A 19,409-nucleotide genomic window follows, 5' to 3' on the forward strand; every position below is an offset into this window, starting at 1 on the left:
CCGTGAACGGTCTCAGGACTCTCTCAGCTCCCATCAGTAAGCTCGCGGCATGAAGCTCACGGGGAGGCGGACCACCTGGATCGCGGTGGTCACCGCGGTCGTCATCGGTGTCGCGGCCTGGCTGCTGTGGCCGTCGGCCCCGCCGGTGCGGGCCCAGGATCAGATGATCCCGGTGCTCGACGGGCCCGGCGACGATCAGCGGGTCACGCTCGACGCGACCTTCTTCCCGCCCGCCGGGGGCGGCAGGGCCCCGGCCGTCCTGCTCGCGCACGGCTTCGGCGGCAGCAAGCAGAGCGTCCGGGACGCGGCGGTACGGCTGGCGCGGGAGGGCTACGCCGTACTGACCTGGTCGGCGCGGGGATTCGGCCGCTCCACGGGGCAGATCGCGCTCAACTCCCCCGACTACGAGGTCAAGGACGTCCGCCAGCTCGTCGACTGGGTGGCCAGGCGGCCCGAAGTCCGGCTCGACGCGACCGGCGACCCGCGGGTGGGCATCGCCGGCGGCTCCTACGGCGGGGCCATCGCGCTCATGGCCGCCGCGCACGACAGCCGGATCGACGCGATCGTCCCCCAGATCACCTGGCATGACCTGGCCGACGCGCTGTTCCCCAACGCCACCGGCCAGGGGCCGGGCAACGGCGTGTTCAAACGGATGTGGGCCGGGCTGTTCTTCAACCGGGGTGGTTCCGCGCTGAACGCCCGCCTGGGCGAACCGGCCGACCGCACCGCCCAGCCCGCCCCGCCGCCGACCGCGCAGGAGGTCCGGTGCGGCCGGTTCCTGCCGGAGATCTGCGACATGTACCAGCAGGTGGCCGAGACCGGCCGGCCGACCCCGAGCGCGATCGGCACCCTGCGCAGATCCAGCCCGATCTCCGTACCCGGCAGGATCAGGATTCCGACGCTGCTGCTCCAGGGACAGCGCGACTCGCTGTTCACCCTGGCTCAGGCGGACGCCAACGCCAGGGCCGTCGCCGCCACCGGGGCCCCGGTCGGCGTCGGCTGGTTCGACGGCGGCCACGACGGCGGCAACGGCGAGGCCGACTGGCTCCACGAGCAGACCCTCGGCTGGTTCGACCGCTATCTGAAGAGGACCGCCGGCTCCGCGCGGGTGAACGCCCCGTTCACCGTCACCCGCGACGGCGGCCGGGACCCGGGCACCCGCCGCCCGGTCCAGCTGCACGCCACCGCGGACGGCTATCCGGGCCTGTCCGGCACCGGCCAGACCTCGGTGCCGCTCAGCGGCCCCGACCAGCGGGTGGCCAACCCGCCGGGCGGGTCCCCCGCCTCGATCTCCGCCGTCCCCGGTTTCGGCGGCCTCGCGGGCGGGGCCGGGAACCTGAACGTGTCCGTCGACATGGCCGGGCAGAGCGCCGGCTTCGACTCCGCCCCCCTCACCGCCCCGCTCCAGGTCACCGGCGGCTCCACCGTCAAGGTGCGGGTGCGCGCCGAGACCGGCCCGGGTGAGGCGACGCTGTTCGCCAAGCTCTACGACATCGCGGGCGACACCCAGGCGCCGCTCCTGCCCGAGGGGCTCGCCGCCCCCGTCAGGATCACTCTTCCCGAGGGCGGTTCCGGCGAGGCCGTGGTCACCCTGCCCGCCATCGACCACCGCTTCGACGTCGGGCACCGGCTGCGCGTCACCTTCACCACGACCGATCTCGGCTACAGCACCCCCGCCGCCCCGGCCGTCTACACGATCGGCCTGGTGACGCCGGCCGTGACCGTGCCGACCGACACCGCCCTGCGCACCCCGGCGAGCGGCCCCGCCTGGTGGACCTGGACGCTGCCGCTGGTCTCCCTCCTCCTCGCGGCGGCCGTGCTGCTCGCCGGACGCCGGCGCGACAAGCATGAGCACGACCCCTCCCTCGACACCGTGCCCCTGCGGATCGACGGCCTGACCAAGGCCTACGGCAACGGCGAGCTGGCCGTGGACGACCTGTCCTTCACCGTCGAGCACGGCCAGGTGCTCGGCCTTCTCGGTCCCAACGGCGCGGGCAAGACCACCACCCTGCGAATGCTGATGGGCCTGATCCGCCCCGACGCGGGCGAGATCCGGATCTTCGGTCACCGGATCGTCCCCGGCGCCCCGGTCCTATCCCGGCTGGGCTCGTTCGTCGAGGGCCCCGGTTTCCTGCCGCACCTGACCGGCCGGGCCAACCTGGAGCTCTACTGGAAGGCGACGGGCCGCCCCGCCGAGGACGCCCACTTCGCCGAGGCCCTGGAGATCGCCGGGCTCGGCGACGCGCTGGAACGCGCCGTGCGCACCTACTCCCAGGGCATGCGCCAGCGCCTGGCCATCGCCCAGGCCATGCTCGGCCTGCCCGATCTGCTGGTCCTGGACGAGCCCGCCAACGGCCTCGACCCGCCCCAGATCCGCGAGATGCGGGAGGTCCTGATCTCCTACGCCGCGCGGGGCCGTACCGTCATCGTCTCCAGTCACCTGCTCGCCGAGGTCGAGCAGACCTGCAGCCACGTGGTGGTCATGCACCGCGGGCGCCTTGTCACGGCCGGGCCGGTGAGCGACCTGCTGCGCAGCCGTACCTCCTCCAACGGCTCGGGCACCCGCCTGGAGGACGTCTTCCTGGACCTGATCGGAGACAAGACATGAGCGGCGCCAACGGCTCCGGTGCGGCTGTCGCCAAAAGCCCGGCGGGCCGCGGCTCCACGGGGAACGGCTCGGCGCCCGGTTACCTGCCGGGGCGCACGCTACCGCTCGCCGTGGAGTTCGTCCGGCAGTTCAGGCGGCGCCGCACGCTGGTCATGCTCGGCCTGCTGCTCGCGCTGCCGTGGATCCTCGTCGCCGCGTTCAAGATCGGTGCCGGGTCCGGCCAGCCGGGCTCCACGCTGCGCGTCTCCGACCTGGCGACCGAGGGCGGGCTGAACTTCGCCGCGTTCGCGCTGTCGGTGTCCGCCGGTTTCCTGCTGGTCGTCGCGGTGGCGCTGTTCTGCGGCGACACCGTGGCGGGCGAGGCCAGCTGGTCCTCGCTGCGTTACCTGCTGGCCGCCCCGATCCCCCGTGACCGGCTCCTGCGGCAGAAGCTGATCGTCGCGATGGGCTACTCGGCGGCGGCGGTGATCTGCCTGCCGCTGATGGCGCTGCTGGCCGGGACCCTGGCCTTCGGGTGGAGCGACATCCGGGTGCCCGGCACCGGCGAGACCATCGCCGCGCTGGACGCGCTGCCCCGGTTCGGCGTCGTGATCGCCTACGCCCTGGTCAGCCAGTTCGTGGTCGCCTCTCTGGCCTTCCTGCTCTCGGTCGGCACCGACTCCCCGCTCGGTGCGGTCGGCGGGGCCGTCGGCCTCGTGATCGTGAGCAACATCCTGCAGGCGGTGGAGACGCTCGGCCCGCTCCGGGAGTTTCTTCCGACATTCTGGAACACGGCGTGGCTGGACGCTCTCGCCCCGCAACCCGACTACAGCGGCATGATCAAGGGCGTGGCCGTCTCGGTCACCTACTCGGCGATCCTGGTCGCGCTCGCCTTCCGCAGGTTCCGGCGCAAGGACGTCGTGTCGTAGCCCGGTGTGCGCCCGGTGTGCCGGCCGGGTCCCGAGACGGGCGGCGGCGTTTCGCGCCGGGCGACCGCGGTGCGCGGAGAGGCCCGCGGAGCGCGGGGAGGCCCGCGGAGCGCGGGGAGGCCCGCGGAGCGCGCCCTAGTCCCAGTGGGGCGGGCGCTCCTCAAGGAGCCTGGCGTCGTCGTCCGCTTCGCGCCACTCGCCCCATCCCAGATCGGTGTCGTCACTGGTCTGGTCGGGCAGGATCGGCAGGCCCTCGTCGGAGAGGTCCACGGGGCGCAGGTCGTCAGGTTCGTTCAACATCACTCGTACATGCTAGCCACCGGCATGCCGAGCCATTCCCTTGGCGGAAGAAAGGCGGGAGAAAGGAGTCATTTCCTCCTCGGGGGAAAGCTCATCGCCATGCGCAGCCGACGCAAAGGACAGCCAAGGGTCTAGACGGTACGATGCGGAAGCAGGTGTCAGCTACCCCCCGTGAGGCGGCCATGGCAACGCCATCAGGATGGCGGCGAGACGGCAATCTCCCCAACGAGCTCACCAGCTTCGTGGGACGCACCAGGCTGTTGACCACGCTCCGGCAGCGGCTCCGCGAACACCGCCTGGTCACCGTGACCGGCATCGGGGGCGTCGGCAAATCCCGCACGGCGCTGCGCATCGCGCACCTGATGCGCGGTCAGTTCAAGGACGGCGTCTGGTTCGCCGACCTGGCCCGGTTGCAGGACTCCGGAATGGTGCGGCACACGATCACCTCCGCCCTCGGGATCGCCGACCAGTCGTCCCGCTCGGCGGACGAGACGCTGGTCGAGTGGCTGGGCGATCGCGAGATCCTGCTGATCATCGACACCTGCGAGCACCTGGTCGACGCCTGCGCCGCGCTGTTCGAAGACCTGCTGAGCAACGCCGGCGGCCTGACCATCCTGGCGACCAGCCGCCAGTCGCTGAACGCCAGAGGCGAGCACACGGTCACCATCCCGCCGCTGGCCGTCCCCGGCGACTCGCCCGGGGAGGATGTCTTCAGCAACGAGGCCGTGCAGCTCTTCGTCGCACGGGCGAGCGCGGTGGTGCCCAACTTCGTGCTCGACGAGCACAACATCGGCCCGGTGGCGGAGCTCTGCCGCCGCCTCGACGGCATCCCGCTCGCCATCGAGCTGGCCGCGGTCCGGATGCGGGCGCTGTCGGTGGAGCAGATCCTCGACCTGCTGGCCGACCGGTTCAGCCTGCTCGCGGGCGCCAGCCGTACGGCCCTGCCCCGCCACCAGACGCTGCGCGCCGCGATCGGCTGGAGCCACGAGCTGTGCGAGCCCGCCGAACGGCTTCTGTGGGCCCGGTTGTCGGTCTTCGCCGGCGACTTCGAGCTGGACGCCGCCCGCTACGTCTGCTCCGGGGACAACCTGCCGGGCGAGGACATCATGGACCTCGTCTCCAGCCTGGTGGAGAAGTCCATCCTGCTGAGCGACGGCACGCCCTCGGGTCACCGCTACCGGCTGATCGACACCCTGCGCCAGTACGGCGAGGAGTGGCTGGAGAAGCTGGGCGAGACCGGCCGGGTCCGGGAGAAGCATCGGGACTACTACCTGCAGCTCGCCACACGCAGCGAGGAGGCCTGGTCGGGGCCGCGCCAGGTCTACTGGTTCGTACGGATGCGGCACGAGCACGACAACATCCGCGTCGCGCTCGACCACTGCCTGCGCAATCCGGGCGAGGCGCAGACGGGGCTGAAGCTGCTGTCGTCGCTGTGGTTCATGTGGGTGGCCTGCGGGTTCGCCCGCGAGGGCAGGCTCTATCTGGAGAAGACCCTGGAGCTGGTCCCCCAGCCGAGCCCGGAGCGGTGCAAGGCGCTGTGGGTGCTCTCCTATATCCACAGCGCGCAGGGCAACATCTCCGGCGCCATCGAGGCGGCCGAGCAGTGCAGTTCGGACGCCGTCCGAGTTGGCGACTCCGGCGCCGTCATCCTGGCCACCAAGATGCTCGGCACGGCGGCGTTCCTCCAGGGTGACGTGCAGAAGGCCAGTGCGCTGCTCGGCGTCGCGATCGAGTTCCACAAGAGCGGCCGGGAGCTCAACCCGGGACTGCTGCCTTCGATCGTCGAGCTGTCGATGGTGCTGCTCATGCAGAACGATCCGGCCGAGGCCGAGGTGCTGTTGCGCGACTGCGTCGAGGTCTGCACCCAGCGCGGCGAGCTGTGGCTGCGCTCGTACGCCATCTACGCGCTGGCCAGCGTCTACCAGGCGATGGGTCTCGGGTCCAAGGCCATGGCCAATGCGCGCGAGTCGCTCCGGATCAAGCGCTACTTCCACGACGTGCTCGGCATCGGCCTGGCGATCGAAGTGGTGGCCAAGCAGGCTCTGGAAGACGGGCAGCCCCTGCTCGCGGCACGGCTGCTGGGCGCCGGCCAGGCGAACTGGCGCACCTTCGGGATGCCCCAGATGAACTCACCGTTCTTCAACACCGAGCACGATCGATGCGTCAAGGAGTGCAGGCGCATCCTCGGCGAGCAGGCACACGAAGCGGCGTTCTCGCAGGGCAGGAAGCTGAATCTGGAGGAGCTGATCGAGCTCGCACTCGGCGATCAGGATGACGACCCGCTTCCCCGGATCTGATCAGTGGGCTGAAGGCTGCTGGGCCACTTGCTGCCAGGAAACCGTGTAGCGGGAGCTGGTCAGCGAATAGTCGACGCTCCCGCTGATCCAGAACTCCAGGCCGCGCACGTAGGCAAGCACCGCCTCCGAGCCGAGCGCCTCCAGCGAGGGGCGCACGGCCACCATGTCGGCGATGGCCTGGTTGCGCATCTCCCCGATTTCCTCCATCGCCTGCTGCTTGGAATAGCTCCGGTGTGCGGCCAACACATTCACCAGGTTGTTGCGGCAGTTGCCGCTGACGCTCTCCTTCGCGTATGAGATGAGGTCGTTGTCCCAGACGACGACGTCATTGGCGCTTTCCGTGATCGCGCGTATTCCGGGATGGCGCCACTCGTCGACGGTCAGGGGGCGGCCGCTGGCGATGTCGATGAGAGCGAAAACGGTGAGCATGGCCCCGGTGCGCCTCCGCATGAAAATGTATTCCTCCAGGGGAGGCACCACCTCGTCCTCCCGGTTCGCCGCCTCCCACACCTGGGCGAACAGATAGTCCTTGGTGACGCCGCGCCAGCGGTCGAGCTGGTCGTCACCTGCGCAGGCAGCGATCCTGCCCTTGATCTCCAGCAGGGACCTGGCGAACACGTCGTCCACGTGGGAGCCGACGTCGAGGTCTTCCAGGACGGCGTAGAACTGCGGCAGTGCGCGCGCGATCTCCGCGGCGCGCCTGTCCGACTCGCAGAAGGCGTCGTCGAAGGCGAACAGCCACACGCACCAGTCGGTCACCAGGCGAAGCAGGTGATGCTCGGCATAGGGGTATGTCCGGGCGGACAGCCAGCCGTATTTCGCCTGCCTGTAGCGCTCCACCGTCTCGGCGTCGCTCAGCAATTCCGAGTCGACGAGCCATTCCAGGGTCTCTTTGTCGACCTGCTCCACGTAGGGATTCACCCTGCTCGGGAAGGGGCAGGGAAGCGGGGGAAGCCGAAGAGCCCGATCGAACTTGTCCGTAGTAGTAGTTCCCACCCGACAAGAATGGCCGAACGCTGAGTGATTTCATATATACGTCAAAGTAACGACGCATCCTGAATAACGATTAATGCCCGAACCATTTCGGGCACTCGTCCTGTCCGGACATCCGGGCCGCGCCCGTCGCCGGGGGATCCCCTCGTCCGGGCCCGCGCCGGCCCCGAGGAGCGCCCGGACCGCCCCGGGCTCCTTCTCCCCGACCGCACCGGCGGACGAACTCCTCAGACTCAGGGTCAGGCTGCGTGGAACCCGTTGTGCCCCTATAGGGTGCCCAGTGATTGCCGTGGACGGGCGGAATTCACCGGGTGCCCCACGGGTTCATGTGAAGAGACGACCGACGAAAGGCTGGAACACGGTGTTCGACCCGACGGATCTCTACCGGTTCAGCGGAGACGTCCCTGAGCTGACCGATCCGGTGCTGCTCTACCACTTCGACGGGTTCGTGGACGCGGGCGGCGCCGGACGGCTCGCCATCGGCCACCTCCTCGACGAACTGGAGCACCGGGTCGTCGCGACCTTCGACGTGGACCGCCTGCTCGACTACCGGTCCCGGCGGCCGATCATGACGTTCGACACCGACCGATGGGTCGGCGTCGAGAGTCCCGAGATCGTCCTGCGCCTCGCCCACGACACCGCGGGAACTCCGTTCCTGCTGCTCAGCGGCCCTGAGCCGGATCGCGAGTGGGAGCTGTTCACCGCCGCCCTCGACACCCTTGTCACCCGGTTGGGCGTGAGCAGGCTGGTGACCGTCCACGGCATCCCGATGGCCGCCCCGCACACCCGCCCGCTGGGAATGACGAGTCACGCCAGCCGCCCCGAGCTCATCGGCGGCCAGACCAGCGCCTTCGGCAAGGTCCAGGTGCCGGGCAGTGTGGCGGGGCTGATCGAGTTCCGGCTCGGGGCCAAGGGGCACGACGCGCTGGGTTACGCCGTGCACGTCCCGCACTACCTCGCCCAGGCGGAATATCCGGCGGCCGCGGTGACCGCGCTGGAGGCGGTCACCAAGGGCACCGGCCTGGTGTTCCCGCTGGAGGGCCTGCGCGAGGCCGCCGAGAGGACCAACGTCGAGATCGCCGAGCAGATCGCGGCCTCCCAGGAGCTGTCCACCGCCATCACCGGGCTCGAACAGCAATACGACGCGTTCGCCGCCGGCTCCGAGCGCGAGAACCTGATGGCCGAACCCTCCGAGATGCCGACCGGCGACGAGCTCGCAGCACAGTTCGAGGCCTTCCTCGCCGAGCGCGACGAGCGGCGTGGTGAGTGACCTCCGTGTCGGGCTCATCGGCTACGGCGTGGCCGGGGCGTTCTTCCACGCCCCGCTGATCGCCGCGACCCCGGGGCTGCGCCTGTCGGCCGTGGTGACCGGCAATCCCGAGCGGGCCGCCGAAGTGAGGGAGAAGTACGGCGCGCGGGCGGTCGGCGACGCCGGCCAGGTGTGGGACTCCAGCGATCTGATCGTGGTCGCCTCCCCCAACCGCACTCACGTCCCGCTGGCCGAGGCGGCCCTGAAGGCGGGCCTGCCGGTCGTGGTGGACAAGCCTCTGGCCGCGACCGCGGAGGAGGCTCGCGGGCTGGTACGGCTCGCACGCGATCGCGGCCTGATGCTGACCGTGTTCCAGAACCGGCGCTGGGACGGCGACTTCCTGACGATCAGGCGGTTGGCCTCCGCCGGGGAGCTCGGCGCCGTGAACCGGCTGGAGTCCCGGTTCGAGCGCTGGCGTCCCACCCCGAAGGGCGGCTGGCGCGAGCTCGGCGGCGCCGCGGAGGTCGGCGGCCTCCTCTACGACCTCGGCAGCCACCTGGTCGACCAGGCCCTGCGGCTGCTCGGCCCGGCCACCCGGGTCTACGCCGAATCCGACATTCGTCGGCCGGGGGTCGCCTCCGACGACGACACCTTCATCGCCCTCACCCACGCCGGCGGCGCCCGCTCCCACCTGTGGGTCAGCGCGGTCGCCCCCCGGCTCGGCCCCCGTTTCCGGGTCCTGGGGTCGCGGGGCGCCTATGTGAAATACGGCCTCGACGTCCAGGAAGACCGTCTCCGGGCCGGTCTCCGCCCGGACTCCCCGGGCTTCGGCGAAGAGCCGCCAGAGCGGTGGGGCTCCCTGGGCACCGACGACGCCCACCGCCCGGTCCGCACCGAACCGGGCGCCTACCTCGACTTCTACCGGGCCGTGGTGGCCGGTCTCCGTGAGGACGCCCCGCCCCCGGTCGATCCGGAGGAGGTCGTCGAGGCCCTCACCGTGCTGGAGGCCGCCCGCCGATCGGCCGCGGAGGGCCTGGCCGTCTCCCTCTGAGAGCCACGACCTCCTCCAGCTCCTCCAGCGACCCGCCACGCGCCGGGGTCTTGCCCGTGTGCCCCGGCCGCGTGACTCGCCCTCGGCGGGCCTGTCCTGTGCGCCCCGGCCGTACGGCGTGAAAGGCGGGCCGCGGAGTCTCGGGCCGCGGTCAGTCGCGCAGGCGGGAGCGGAGGATCTGGGAGTCCGACTCGGTCCAGCCGTGGGAGGCGAGCCACGGCAGGGGGCCGCCGAAGCGCTCGTCGAGGACGTGCAGGAACTGCTCCATGTACTCCGGGCGCGGCCGGTGGTCGTCGGCCGGGCGGGAGTCGAGGTCGTCGCGGTAGGTGGAGCTGGCCCGCAGACGGGCCAGGATGCCTTCCAGGCGCTCGGCGGTCGCGGCGTAGTCGGCGACGATCGCCTCCCGGGTGACTCCGGCGACCTCAAGCGCCAGGGCGGTGACGACGCCGGTGCGGTCCTTGCCCGCGGCACAGTGGACGATGGCGGCGCCGTCGTCGTGGGCCATGGCGCGCAGGGCGGCCATGACCGAGTCCGGCCTGTCACGAAGGTAGCCGTAGTAGAAGCCCGTCACCCTGAGCTCGGCGAGGTCCTCTTCGACCCTCTCCTGCCAGGGCAGCACCTTGTCACCCTCGATCGTGTCGGCCTCGACGTCGGTGTGTTTGCCACCTTCGGCGAACAGGGTGAGGTGGTGGATGCTCACCTCAGGGACGGCCGTGAGCGGGCCGGGGCCTTCGAGGGACACCTCGGGGCCGGAGCGCAGGTCGATGACGTGACGGAGCTTGAGCTCGCCGACGAGCAGCTCGACGTCGCGCGCCGTCAGCCCCTGCAGGTTGTCCGACCGGAACACTCGGCCGAAACGCGTGGTTCCGCCGTCCACCGTCGCGAGCCCGCCGAGGTCGCGTACGTTGACGGCACCTTCCAGATCGATCCATCGTGTGAAGTCGTTCATCAACGATGAGCCTATACGGCGAGATACATCCACACAGTTAACGCACGGGGCTTATTGCCACAAATGTCAACGCCCTCCAGTGCCCCGGATCTCCCCGCCCCGGCCCGCGACGGCAGGCCGGTCACTCCCCCTGCGGCGCGGCAGGCCGGTCACCCCCCGCGCGGCGCAGGAGTTCGAGGGTGCGGCCCATGCCCGCCTGGTTTCCGAGGCTTCGGTAGATGTCCTGGGCCTGCCTGAGCGGGACGAGCGCCGCCTCTCGGTCGCCCGCCTCCAGGTGCGTCTCGCCGAGGTAGCGCAGGCTCCTGGCCATCCACCAGCGGTCGCCCAGCTCCTCGAAGTGGTGCACGGCCTGCGTCAGCGACTCCTGCGCCTCCCGGATGCGGCCCAGCCGGCCGTGCGCGCGTCCCGCCGACAGCTCTGCCCTGGCCACACCCCAGGAGTCACCGAGCGCGACCAGCATCTCCGCGGCCCGTCGCACGTAGGTCAGCTCGCGGAGCCCGTTGGCCGGGTTGCCCACCTCGCCCGCCGCACGCAGGCACCTGGCCTCCTCCCACAGCTCACCCCTGAGCCGGAACATCTCCGCGGCTCGCTCCAGGCTGAACCCGGCCCGCGTGAAGTCCTCCTGGGCGGCGCCGGTGTCGCCCAGGGCGTGCAGCCTCCTGGCCGTCGCGCCGAGCACCTCGCCGTAGGCGCGCAGGGTCTGCGCCTCGGAGTAGCGGTTGCGGTCGTTCTTGAACACCTCCAGCGCCTCCTCCAGCAGTTCCCTGGCCTCCTCGGGTTTGCGCTGGGCGAGCCGGAGCTCGGCCAGGTTGCGCTGGGTCCTGGCCGACCACCAGCGGTCGCCCTCCCCCTTGAAGGCGGCGATCGCCTCGATCAGGTACCCCTGGCCCTGGTCGAGGTTGCCGTCGCTGAACAGGGACATGCCGACCGAGCGCATCGCCCGCGCGGCCCACCAGGACTCGCCGAGATCGGTGAAGATTCCCAGCGCCTGATCGGCGTCCGCCCTGGCGGCCTGGTGGCTGCCCTGGCCGCCGGCCACCGCGGCCCGGTCCAGCAGGGCGATGCCCAGGGCCCGTCTGTCGTCCATGTGGAGCGCGGCCTCGCACACGATCTCGGCGACCGCCCGCCAGTCGGACCAGTAGGCCCGCAGAGAATGGCAGAGCGAGCAGAAGGCCCGGCCCAGTCCCCAGGCCAGGTCCCACATCTCCAGGCTCCTGGCCTGGTGGGTCACCGCGATCAGGGTCAGCCGCTCGGAGTTGAGCCAGTCGGCCGCCGACACCTGGGCTCGCGCCGTGAACACCGGGTCCACCGTCCTGCCGCCACGGCCCCAGTCCTGCGGCCAGCGGGCCATCGCCGCGGCCTCGGCGCGACGGCGGTAGCCGGACAGGACCCGTTCGATGGCCGCCCGGCGATGGCCGTCGTCGTCACCGGAGACGGCCAGTTCCCGGGCGAAGATCCGGACCAGGTCGTGCAGCCGGTAGCGCATCACGCCGGAGAAGTCGACACCCGAGCACTCGGCGAGCTGGACGTCGATGAGCGCCTCCAGCTGGTCGGCACCGTCCAGTTCGGAGGTGGCGAGCAGCTCCCCCGCCACCCAGCCCGGCACGTCGGGAGCGGTGAGCAGGCTGAGCAGGCGCAGCAGGCGGCGCTGGATACCGGTGCAGTCGTCATAGCTCAGCTGGAGCGAGGCGCGCACGCTCTTGTCCATCCTGCGGGCGAGTTCGAGCTGGTCCAGGCGGTGGCGCTCGTCCTTCAGGCGGTTGGCGAGTTCGCGCAGGGTCCAGTTCTCCCTGGTCGCCAGGCGTCCGCCGCAGATGCTGATGGCCAGCGGCAGGTGATCGCACATCTCGACGATCTCCTGCGCCGCCTCCAGATCGGCGGCGACCCTGCCGTCCCCCGCCAGCCGGGCCAGCAGTTCCACGCCCTGCGCCTCGCTGAAAACCGACAGCTGCTTGTCATAGGTGTTGAGCAGGAACAGCGGCTGCCGCGAGGTGATCATGACCGCGCACCCCGGTTCGGCCGGGATCAGTTCCTTGACCTGGTCGCCGTCCTGGGCGTTGTCCAGGCCGATCAGGATGCGCTTGCCCTTGGTCCAGGTCAGCCAGAGCTTACGCAGCTCGGTCAGGCCGCCGGGGTCGGTGGTGAGCCTCACCCCAAGCGCCCTCAGGAAGCCGATCAGCACCTCCTCGGGCCGGACCGGGGCGTCCACCGCGCCGCGAAGGTCGGCGTGGAGGCGCCCGTCGGGGAACCTGTCGGCGATCTCATGGCCGAACCTCGCGGTGAGCGCGGACTTGCCCACGCCGCCCCTGCCGTACACCGAGACGACCAGCGGAGAGGTCTGCTCGTGATCGCGGGACCGGTGACGCTCGGCGAACACCCGGCGCAGCTCGGCCAGCGACTCCGTCCGCCCGGTGAAGTGCGCGGGGACCGGCGGCCACTGGTCGGGCGGGCGCCAGGAGACGTCATCGCCCGCGACGGGCTCCTGCGCCTGCGTCTGCGTGCCGGTGGTCGCCCAGGTGAGCAGGCCGACCAGGAGGCCGGCGATCGCGGTGACACCGATCTTGGCCCCCGTGGGCAGTTCCCACACGTCCAGCGAGGTCGCCAGGATGCTGGCCGCGGCGGCGGCGATTCCGGCCGCGGCCGGGGCCGCCAGTGGGATCGACCGCCTCGGCGGCCGGGAATCACGATGATCAGGCACGTTCGACGGGCCGGGCATCCGCACCCTCCGGAGAAAACCGCGGCACGCCCGCGGTCCCCCGACCCAGCCGACGTGTTGTCTCAAGATTCATTCTCAAGATTCATTCAACCAGACGCCGGACGACGGTAGCGCCCAGAAAGGTATCAACCAGTCGGTAGAGCCACATCTCTCCGGCTCTCCCCGTTCTTCAGGGGCCTCCGGGCCGGGGAGGACGCCGCGGCGCCTTCCGCGAACCGGCCCGAGAAGCCGGTCGCCGACCGGCGGGGCGAGCGTCATGACGGGGTACGGCATGCATGCCGTACCCCGTCATCGGCCCGGTCGCCGGCGCCCGTTACAAGCCGATCACGTGGCAGGTCGCCTGGGCGGTCCTGGACGGGTCGCTCTCGGAGGTGGCGGTCAGCGTGACCTTGGCCAGGCGGCTGCCGCCCGGGGCCTGCTGGGCGTTGACGGCCACCGGCGCCTGTTTGCCGAACTCCGCGGTCGCGAGCTGGTTCGGCAGCGAGACCGTCCAGCCGCGGCCCTCGACGGTGGCCGAAAGCCGGTAGACGTCGGAGGTGAGGTAACCGCTCACGTCCTCGGGGTGCTGTCCCCGGGCGGGGGCGTTCCTCCCGGTGTTGAACAGCGGGAAGCGGCAGCTGGACAGGCCCTTGCCGCCGGGGATCCCGGCGGCCGGGAGCAGTTTCAGGCCGCGCTTCTGCGGCCCGGCGCCGTCCAGGGAGCGGATCGCCACCGTGTAGGAAAGGACGCCCCCGCTGTCACGTCGCACGTCGAGGACGTAGAAGTGGAGCCTGTTGGCCTCGTCCACATACTCGAACTCGGACCCGGAGCCGGTGCCCGCGTGGAACAGGGCGTCCGACAGCTGGCGGTAGTCGCCGACCGTGATGGGCACGGCGGTGCCGTCGGGCAGGACGTAGTCGGTCATGCCGATGTCCTGCGGGTTGGCGTCGACGACCCACTCGAAGGGCGCGCGATCCTGGTTCTTGGTCTTGGCCAGCAGAACCCCGGAGTCGGGTGTGAAGGAGTCGGAGCCCATCCGGTCGACGACCTCGACGGTGTAGTTGTCGTAGCCGCCACCGTCGCAGAACGGGTTCGTGGCGATGTCGCAGGCGGGGCTCCGGTCACCGTCGCCGAAGGCGATGTTGACCCCCGACAGGCCGTTCGATCCCGGCTGGACCGCCCGAGCGGTCACCCTGGCCACGACGAGACCCGACTCGGCCAGCGCCTCCCGGGACAGGCGCAGCACGTTCCGCTCGTCCACCATCTCAAGTTTGATCTTGTTGCGGAGCATGTGCTGGGCTCCCATGGAGCCTCCGGAGGTGGGCGGGATCAGCCAGCGGCTGTGCGGTCCGCCGGGGCCGTTGAAGCTGCCGCGGCTGAGCATCTCCCAGATGCCGGTGTAGGCCCGGCGCGGCGGCACGCCGAAGGGGTTGTTGTAGTTGTCGCCGATACCGAGGATGTGGCTGAGCTCGTGAGCGTAGACCCCCTGCCCCGAGCTCTCGGCCTGGGTGGACGACCCGCCTCCGGCGTTGGGCCAGATGGATGAGGCCGAGGCCCAGGAGGTCCACTCCACGTAGCGGGTCCTGGCCCAGTTGGGCAGGTTCGGATCCGGCGGGCCGAAGGCGTCGGTCACCGCCTCCTTCGTCGGGAACTTGATCGGCCCGAACTCCTGCCAGGTGGCCGATTCGTCCTGGCCCGCGCTCAGGTAGAAGACGAAGTCGAAGCCGGCGGGAACCTCCGGGCCCTCGGCGGCGACCCAGGCTGCCCGCCCGTCGGTCCTGATGTTCTTGTCACAGCTGTCCCCGGCCGGGCAGGCGGTGCCCGCCTGGAACTCCATGGCGTACTCGTGGGACTTGCCCGGCATCCGGTAGGGGCCGAAGGCGGTCAGCTCGACGCCGTAGCGCCCGCCGGAGTCCTCCATCCAGTACTCGTGGATGGTGTGGCCGCGGTTGAGCTCGTTCGGGGTGTTGAGGAAGTCCTTGTAGAACTGCGAGACCTTCTCGCGCGGGATGTCATGGGCTTCGGCGCTGGGATTCCTGAAGACGGTCGAGCCCTGGGGCTGGGTGACCACGAAGGGCTGGTTGGGATAGTCGAGCAGGACCAGCGCGCCGCGGAAGGTGCGCTTGGAACCCTTGACGGCGGGGTCGGCCCAGTTCGTGCCCGGCGGCCTGGTGTAGTCGGCCCACGTCATGTGGTCGGGGTTCTTCCAGTTCTGCGGGTCGATCGGGGCCGGACCGCCCGGCTTCCCGACGCGCGCGGTGGCGGGTTCGTCTCGCTGCCAGGGTTGGGTCTGGGGCCAGTGGTTCAGGCGCCAGGGGTGTTCGGGCTGGGGAGGCGGCTCGGCGGAGGCGGGAGCGGAGGCGATGCCGACGGGGATCAGCACCACGGCCGCGATCAACGCTTTAAGTAACTTGGGGGGACGAGTCACGTCAAGTGACGCTATAGATCGTCTTAACCGAGATCAACAATCTTCTGTAAGAAGATGGCCCTATGCCCTGTTTCGTGGCAAGACATTTGAGATCGACAGGTCACTGCCCTTAGTCTCTTCAAAAGGGACAAACAGACAGGAGTGTCTATGCCCACGCGCCGAGGTCGCACCATCGGCGCGCGTGTGCTCCCAGCGGTCACCATCCACAGCGCGCCGCTCGTCCTGCCCGTCTGCGGGCCGCCCGTCGAGGACGGCGCCGTCGCCGTCCGGGGCGATCGGGTGATCCGGGTCGGGCCTCGGCGGAAGATCGAGGCCGCCCATCCCGACCTCGTCCCGGTTCGCTGGCCAGGCATGATCGTTCCGGGGCTGATCGACGCCCACCTCCGGCTCGGCCCGGTCCCCGTCCCGGCGTTCGTCCACGGCGTCACCGCGATCGCGGGCGTGGCGGACGACCTCGACTCCGCGTCCACGGTCGGCGAGACCGGGCTGGGCGGCGTGACCTATCTTGAGACGCGGTGCGAGGACGAGAGGCGGTGGGAGAGCGACGGCCGCGACCACCTGATCACCGCGATCCGCGAGGTGGACCACCCCGGGATCATCGGCATCGCGGCGCACTCCCCCGACCCCGCGGTCATGGAGGACCTGGCCATCCTGTCCCGGACGTTCGGACTCCGGCTCCACATCGAGCTGGGCCGCCATCCGGCCGGATTCCTGGACGAGGTGGGAGCCCTCGGCCCCGGCTGTCACGTGGCGACCTCCGGTCCGCTCGACGAGGCCGACCGCAAGCTTCTCCGGATCCGGGGCACGGCGGTGGCGATAGCGTCGCCGTTCGCCGCCGAAGGGCTCCTGGACGGCGAGAGCGTCATCGCGTTCGGCACTCGGACGGGCGGCGACCCGCTGGCCGCCGCCCGCATGCTCGCCCGGGACGCAGACCCCGGCCGCGACCGGCTCCTGGTCGAGGCGGTGACGCTGGGCGGGGCACGGGCTCTGGGTCTGAGCGAGGGCCCGGGCCGGCTGGGCTCCCTGGCCCCGGGCAGCCGGGCCGACTTCGCCGTCTTCGCCGTGGAGGCCGACGAGGAGAGCGCCTACACCGCCCTGCTCCGCAACGGACCGGGACGGTGCGTGGCCACCGTCATCGGCGGCCGCCCCCACTGGCGCCTCGAAGACCCCGCGACCACGGCGGAACGGCATCTCGCCTGACCGGGATGACACCTCGCCTGACCCGGACGGAACCTGACCGGGACGGCACCTCACCTGACCCGGATGGAACCTGGCTGGGACGGAACCTGACCCCCGCCCGGTCCTCCTCCTTGGAGATCTCCTGATAGGGGCGGTCTCGCCTGCGCCGAAACCGGCTGCCTCGGTTGGGCACAGCTATAGCGAATGCATACTCGCCTACGTATACTCGCAAACGAGTACCAAGGTGAGGTGACGAGACATGGCCAAACGGCGCAAGGTGAACAACATGCTTGGCCTGGCTGTGCTCGCGACGGTCTACGCCAAGCCGATGCATCCCTACGAGATGGCCTCCGTTCTGCGCGCACGCGGCAAAGACCGGGACATGAAGATCAAATGGGGGTCGCTCTACACCGTGGTGCGCAATCTTGAGAAGCACGGATTTCTCGCCGTGGCAGAGAGCGTCCGGGACGGCGCGCACCCTGAGCGCACGATCTACCGCATCACCGACGCCGGACGCCAGGAGTACGCGGACTGGGTCCGCGAGCTGATCGCGGTGCCCGAAAGGGAACAGCCGAAGTTCGAAGCCGCCCTGTCGGTCTGGGGAGTCATCCACCCCGACGAGGTGATGGTCCTGCTGCGGCAGCGGCTCGCCCTGCTGGAGGAGGAGGTCGCCGGCCAGCGGGAGACGCTGGCCCAGCACTGCCGGGAGGTTCCACGGCTGTTCCTCGTCGAGTCGGAGTACGACCTGGCCATTCGCGAGGCCGAGGTGGCCTGGATCCGGTCGCTGCTCGGCGAGCTCACCAGCGGATCGTTTCCCGACCTCGAGGCGTGGCGGGCCTGGCACGAGACCGGCCAGGTGCCGTCCGACGTGGCGGACCTCATGGAAAGGGGCAGCACCACCGACTGATCCTGGAAAGCCGACCCGGCGGGGTGCGGGAACACCACCGCCGGGTCGTCACCCTCGAACCGAAACCCGCGGAACGGAACCCGGCCACGAGGTGGCAACCGTAACAATAGCCGGGCTCTTTCCCGGGCCGGTTCGGACACTCACCATCCGAAACCGGAGGGACCATGGAGAACGCGCAACGCAAGCAAACCCAGGCACCGCAGATGGAAGGAGCGATGGCGCGGTGGTACGCCCGCCAGCGCGGCTCGGCGCCCCAGCTCGCGGCATTCCGGCAGTACGCCGCACGACTCGCCGGCGACCTGCCGCCCGGAGCCGCCGTGCTGGAGGTGGCACCGGGTCCGGGATACCTGGTCGAGATGGCACGGCTCGGGCTCACGGTGACCGGGCTGGACATCAGCCACACGCTCCTGGAGATCGCGGCCGAGAACGCTCGCCGGGCGGGCGTGCGCGTCGACTTCCAGCAGGGCGACGCGGCCGACCTCCCCTTCGACGGCGAATCCTTCGACCTGGTCGTCTGCCAGGCCGCCTTCAAGAACTTCGGGCGGCCCGGCAGTGCCCTGAACCAGATGCATCGCGTCCTGCGCGGCGGCGGGACGGCGGTGATCCACGATATGAACAAGGACATCTCCCGCGCCGACATCGACCGGGAGGTCAAGGGGATGGAGCTCAGCCCGCTGAACGCCTTCATGACGAAGCTGCCGCTGATGTGGCTCCGGCGCCGCGCCTACTCTCGGGCCCAGTTCGAACACCTGGCCGCCGAGAGTGCCTTCCGGACCTGCGATGTCCGGGCCGACGGGATCACCTTGGAGGTCCGGCTGGCCAAGCGCGGCGCGGACTGAACCTCACCCGCCGCAGAAATGAACACGGGGCGGCGGCCCTGCTCACCCCGTCGCGGGCATCCGCGTACGGTGACCGCAGGACCGCCGCCCCGCCCGTCCTCGTCCGGCGGCCGGGATGTCCCTATCTGGCCGGTCACGATTCCTGCCGACGAGGTCACGGGGCGGGGAAGTCGAACTCCCCGTCCTTGACGCCACCGATGAACGCCTCCCACTCGGCGCGGGTGTAGACAATCACCTGGCCGTCGGGGTGGTGGCTGTGCCGTACGGCGACCCGCCCGCTGCCGTCGGCCAGCGGTCCGGCCTCCACGCAGCTCCCACCGCCGTTGTCGCTTCTCGTGCTGATGTGCCAGGCAACGTTGGTCAAGTCTTCAGGGGTAGACATGCCATGCCCTTCCATCCGGCTCACCGCAACAGCTTCCCTGCCGTCGCGGAGATCAGCTCAGCTGACTCCTCGGGCGTGAGGGTCAGCTCTTGCAATTCATCGTACGTCCGCGCAAAGCGCTGGGTATCGGGTGATTCCACATAGATAGCCCCTTTCGGCGTCTCCGCATAGCCCACTTCGGGAAACGGCTTCTCCATCGTGAAAATACGGAACGCGCCGGTCGGGCTGGCGTGCGCCCCGGCACTGAATGGCAGCACACGAATCTCGATGTTCGGCCCGGTAGCACATCCGGCCAGGTGCCGAAGTTGCGCCGCCAAACATTTCGGACCACCGACCTCGCGACGCAGCACGGCCTCATCAATGATCGCTGAGAACCGGGGCGGATTCTCTCTTTCGAGGATCCCTTGACGGGTCATACGAAGTTCGACCCAACGGTCGATCTGCTCGCTCTTGGCGTCATACTCAGCCGCCGCGATCGCCGCCCGCGCGTATTGCGAGGTATGAAGCAGACCTGGAAGCAGGGTGTTGTCGAAGGCGCGGATCTCTTGCGCCCGGGACTCCAGCCACACATAGGCGTGGTCAACGGGTTCGGCCAGTGGGTGAGCGCCCACAGCGCCGCGTCGC

General features: G+C 70.3%; 15 protein-coding genes. 8 read left to right on the forward strand and 7 right to left on the reverse strand.

Annotated features, from left to right (window positions below; genetic code table 11):
• Positions 1-49: 49 nt before the first annotated feature.
• Both ACFY2X_RS13605 and ACFY2X_RS13610 read left to right on the forward strand, forming a co-directional pair.
• The gene (locus tag ACFY2X_RS13605; RefSeq protein WP_389937236.1) at positions 50-2,608 is read left to right on the forward strand and encodes a CocE/NonD family hydrolase; all 2,559 of its coding nucleotides are present in this window, start codon (positions 50-52) and stop codon (positions 2,606-2,608) included.
• Entirely contained in the window at positions 2,605-3,516 is a 912-nt protein-coding gene (locus ACFY2X_RS13610; RefSeq protein WP_389937238.1) for an ABC transporter permease, read from the forward strand. Before ACFY2X_RS13605 ends, ACFY2X_RS13610 begins: the two co-directional genes overlap by 4 nt.
• Positions 3,517-3,651: 135 nt before the next feature.
• Here ACFY2X_RS13610 and ACFY2X_RS13615 read toward each other — a convergent pair whose 3' ends face one another.
• Entirely contained in the window at positions 3,652-3,819 is a 168-nt protein-coding gene (locus ACFY2X_RS13615) for a hypothetical protein (protein ID WP_389937702.1), read from the reverse strand.
• Positions 3,820-3,998: 179 nt separating this feature from the next.
• Between ACFY2X_RS13615 and ACFY2X_RS13620 the strand changes: the two genes are divergently transcribed.
• Positions 3,999-6,113 carry an ATP-binding protein gene (locus ACFY2X_RS13620; protein WP_389937241.1) on the forward strand — a complete coding sequence of 705 codons (2,115 nt, stop codon included), beginning with the start codon at positions 3,999-4,001 and terminating at the stop codon, positions 6,111-6,113.
• On the opposite strand, the gene ACFY2X_RS13625 is transcribed toward ACFY2X_RS13620, so the two are convergent.
• Positions 6,114-7,022 (reverse strand): 4-epi-cubebol synthase, encoded by a 909-nt coding sequence (locus tag ACFY2X_RS13625; protein WP_389937244.1) that lies wholly within the window; start codon positions 7,020-7,022, stop codon positions 6,114-6,116.
• Positions 7,023-7,467: 445 nt separating this feature from the next.
• On the opposite strand from ACFY2X_RS13625, the gene ACFY2X_RS13630 reads away from it, so the two are divergent.
• Together ACFY2X_RS13630 and ACFY2X_RS13635 are read left to right on the forward strand one after the other, a co-directional pair.
• The gene (locus ACFY2X_RS13630; RefSeq protein ID WP_389937247.1) at positions 7,468-8,376 is read left to right on the forward strand and encodes a proteasome assembly chaperone family protein; all 909 of its coding nucleotides are present in this window, start codon (positions 7,468-7,470) and stop codon (positions 8,374-8,376) included.
• Positions 8,369-9,406 carry a Gfo/Idh/MocA family oxidoreductase gene (locus ACFY2X_RS13635; RefSeq protein ID WP_389937250.1) on the forward strand — a complete coding sequence of 346 codons (1,038 nt, stop codon included), beginning with the start codon at positions 8,369-8,371 and terminating at the stop codon, positions 9,404-9,406. Before ACFY2X_RS13630 ends, ACFY2X_RS13635 begins: the two co-directional genes overlap by 8 nt.
• Before the next feature lie 151 nt (positions 9,407-9,557).
• Here ACFY2X_RS13635 and ACFY2X_RS13640 read toward each other — a convergent pair whose 3' ends face one another.
• The 3 genes from ACFY2X_RS13640 to ACFY2X_RS13650 all read right to left on the reverse strand — a co-directional run bounded on the left by ACFY2X_RS13640 (position 9,558) and on the right by ACFY2X_RS13650 (position 15,478).
• A complete protein-coding gene (locus ACFY2X_RS13640) occupies positions 9,558-10,355 on the reverse strand; it encodes a tyrosine-protein phosphatase (protein WP_389937253.1) in 798 nt (265 codons plus the stop codon).
• 121 nt (positions 10,356-10,476) lie between these two features.
• Positions 10,477-13,071, reverse strand: a complete 2,595-nt coding sequence (locus tag ACFY2X_RS13645) for a tetratricopeptide repeat protein (protein WP_389937256.1) — start codon at positions 13,069-13,071, stop codon at positions 10,477-10,479.
• A 313-nt stretch (positions 13,072-13,384) separates the two neighbouring features.
• The gene (locus ACFY2X_RS13650; protein ID WP_389937259.1) at positions 13,385-15,478 is read right to left on the reverse strand and encodes a M6 family metalloprotease domain-containing protein; all 2,094 of its coding nucleotides are present in this window, start codon (positions 15,476-15,478) and stop codon (positions 13,385-13,387) included.
• Between the two features lie 147 nt (positions 15,479-15,625).
• Between ACFY2X_RS13650 and ACFY2X_RS13655 the strand changes: the two genes are divergently transcribed.
• The 3 genes from ACFY2X_RS13655 to ACFY2X_RS13665 all read left to right on the forward strand — a co-directional run bounded on the left by ACFY2X_RS13655 (position 15,626) and on the right by ACFY2X_RS13665 (position 18,403).
• On the forward strand, positions 15,626-16,678 hold the full coding sequence (locus ACFY2X_RS13655) for an amidohydrolase family protein (protein WP_389937262.1): 1,053 nt from the start codon (positions 15,626-15,628) through the stop codon (positions 16,676-16,678).
• Positions 16,679-16,916: 238 nt separating this feature from the next.
• A complete protein-coding gene (locus ACFY2X_RS13660; protein ID WP_389937265.1) occupies positions 16,917-17,564 on the forward strand; it encodes a PadR family transcriptional regulator in 648 nt (215 codons plus the stop codon).
• Between the two features lie 164 nt (positions 17,565-17,728).
• A complete protein-coding gene (locus tag ACFY2X_RS13665; RefSeq protein ID WP_389937268.1) occupies positions 17,729-18,403 on the forward strand; it encodes a class I SAM-dependent methyltransferase in 675 nt (224 codons plus the stop codon).
• A 154-nt stretch (positions 18,404-18,557) separates the two neighbouring features.
• Here ACFY2X_RS13665 and ACFY2X_RS13670 read toward each other — a convergent pair whose 3' ends face one another.
• Both ACFY2X_RS13670 and ACFY2X_RS13675 read right to left on the reverse strand, forming a co-directional pair.
• Positions 18,558-18,785, reverse strand: a complete 228-nt coding sequence (locus ACFY2X_RS13670; protein ID WP_389937271.1) for a DUF397 domain-containing protein — start codon at positions 18,783-18,785, stop codon at positions 18,558-18,560.
• A 20-nt stretch (positions 18,786-18,805) separates the two neighbouring features.
• Positions 18,806-19,354 carry a DUF5753 domain-containing protein gene (locus ACFY2X_RS13675; protein ID WP_389937272.1) on the reverse strand — a complete coding sequence of 183 codons (549 nt, stop codon included), beginning with the start codon at positions 19,352-19,354 and terminating at the stop codon, positions 18,806-18,808.
• Positions 19,355-19,409: the final 55 nt, after the last annotated feature.

This window comes from Streptosporangium sp. NPDC000396 (genome assembly GCF_042898655.1).
Classification (GTDB): domain Bacteria; phylum Actinomycetota; class Actinomycetes; order Streptosporangiales; family Streptosporangiaceae; genus Streptosporangium.

Coding starts and splice junctions, on each gene's coding strand:
- ACFY2X_RS13605 (WP_389937236.1), top strand. CDS start 50: ATGAAGCTCACGGGGAGGCGGACCACCTGGATCGCGGTGGTCACCGCG.
- ACFY2X_RS13610 (WP_389937238.1), top strand. CDS start 2,605: ATGAGCGGCGCCAACGGCTCCGGTGCGGCTGTCGCCAAAAGCCCGGCG.
- ACFY2X_RS13620 (WP_389937241.1), top strand. CDS start 3,999: ATGGCAACGCCATCAGGATGGCGGCGAGACGGCAATCTCCCCAACGAG.
- ACFY2X_RS13640 (WP_389937253.1), bottom strand. CDS start 10,355: ATGAACGACTTCACACGATGGATCGATCTGGAAGGTGCCGTCAACGTA.
- ACFY2X_RS13645 (WP_389937256.1), bottom strand. CDS start 13,071: ATGCCCGGCCCGTCGAACGTGCCTGATCATCGTGATTCCCGGCCGCCG.
- ACFY2X_RS13655 (WP_389937262.1), top strand. CDS start 15,626: ATGCCCACGCGCCGAGGTCGCACCATCGGCGCGCGTGTGCTCCCAGCG.
- ACFY2X_RS13660 (WP_389937265.1), top strand. CDS start 16,917: ATGGCCAAACGGCGCAAGGTGAACAACATGCTTGGCCTGGCTGTGCTC.
- ACFY2X_RS13665 (WP_389937268.1), top strand. CDS start 17,729: ATGGAGAACGCGCAACGCAAGCAAACCCAGGCACCGCAGATGGAAGGA.
- ACFY2X_RS13670 (WP_389937271.1), bottom strand. CDS start 18,785: ATGTCTACCCCTGAAGACTTGACCAACGTTGCCTGGCACATCAGCACG.